General features: G+C 32.9%; 1 protein-coding gene. It reads left to right on the plus strand.

The window, feature by feature from the left end; genetic code table 11:
• Positions 1–1,651: acyltransferase family protein (locus BZK16_RS13785; RefSeq protein ID WP_077929458.1), on the plus strand; the 1,651-nt coding region annotated here is incomplete at both ends.

Genomic DNA, 1,651 nt, shown 5'->3' on the forward strand with positions numbered 1-1,651 from the left:
TCAATGACCACTCATTCTCTATTCTGAAATTCTATGCAGCTAGAATCCGAAGAATCATACCTGCACTATTAATACTGGTTATTCTTCTTATAACCTTTGGTTATTTTCTAATCTCTCCTATTTTATATAGAAATTTAGCAAATGAGGCTGTTCGCAGCTTACTATTTGTTTCAAATTTTTTATATTGGCACGATTCTGGATATTTTGATGCTAATGCTTTCAGTAAGCCCTTACTTCATACATGGTCATTATCAGTAGAATGGCAATTCTATATCATCTACCCCGTTGTTCTTGCTGTTCTTGCTAAAATTTGTTCGATGAGCACTCTAAAAAAAATTATTATTGCCATCACACTCATTTCTTTAGGCTTTACAGTATATTTTAGTTATCAATCTCCCGTTGCTTCCTACTTTCTATTACCCACACGAATTTGGGAAATGTTATTGGGCGGATTAATTTTTCTATATCCGTTTAAATTAACAAAGACCTCTCATCAATATATTTTAGAAATCTTAGGTATTATTCTCATTATACTTTCAATGTTCATTATTTCTGAAAATACGATTTGGCCAGGTTATATGGCATTATTGCCAACATTGGGAGCATTTATATTGATGCAGGCCAATAGCAGCTCTATCCTCACCAATAATATTATTTTTCAGAAAATTGGTTTGTGGTCATATTCGCTTTATCTATATCATTGGCTCATTGTGTTCATCAATCATCGCTATAATTTAGATATGAATGTCTGGGCATTTTTTGCCCTAAGCTTTGTTTTAGCAATCCTTTCTTATTATTTAATTGAATCACGTAAATGGAAAGTAAAATACATTATCATTGCCTTGTTTATTACACTCATTCCTACTTATGGTATCTATAAAACCAAAGGAGCCTCTTTCCGAGTCATGGGTAAACATGTTCTTACATCCGCAGAGTTTCACTACCTATATTATGGTGGTGGAGATTTTACAGTTGATAAAGTTGCTTTTACATCTTCTGATAAAAATTTTGATTATGTAATGATTGGTGATAGTTTTGCACGTCAATATGTGAAATACCTTATTAACAACAATATCAAAGCTCAGACATGGTTTGTCAATGCTTGTTTATTTATGCCAGAATACATCCCTATATTTAAGGGGCAAGAATTAGAGGCATGCTCATCTCTCGTGAATCAATTTGACCAAAAAGCACTAAAAAATAATAGTAAACCTTTAATTTGGGCTCAAAACTGGCCATATAATACCATTACGGATAAAAATGGGAATTTTACAGGACTGACAATCAATCAAAATCCTGAGCAATATTATGATGCAATACTTCAAGGCATACAAAATATGATTCAAAGAAATGGCCATAGAAACATATACATCATTGGTGATTATTCTCGTCCACCATATAATGTCTATGAATGCCTTTCTTCCAAAAATCTATCTTTATTCTCACACTCTTCTTGTGATGAATTTAAACCACCACAAAGCATTCCTTTTAATGAACAAATAAAAAAACTCACCGAAGCATATCCTAATGCTTATTTTATCAGCCCTGATGATGGGTTTTGCGATGAAAGAGGTTGCCGAATGATCATTAATGATGAGCCCATGTATAGTGATGAAGGACATTTATCTATCTATGGTGCAGATATTGTTGG

The sequence above is a fragment of the Wohlfahrtiimonas populi genome (assembly GCF_002006795.1).
Lineage (GTDB): Bacteria > Pseudomonadota > Gammaproteobacteria > Cardiobacteriales > Wohlfahrtiimonadaceae > Wohlfahrtiimonas > Wohlfahrtiimonas populi.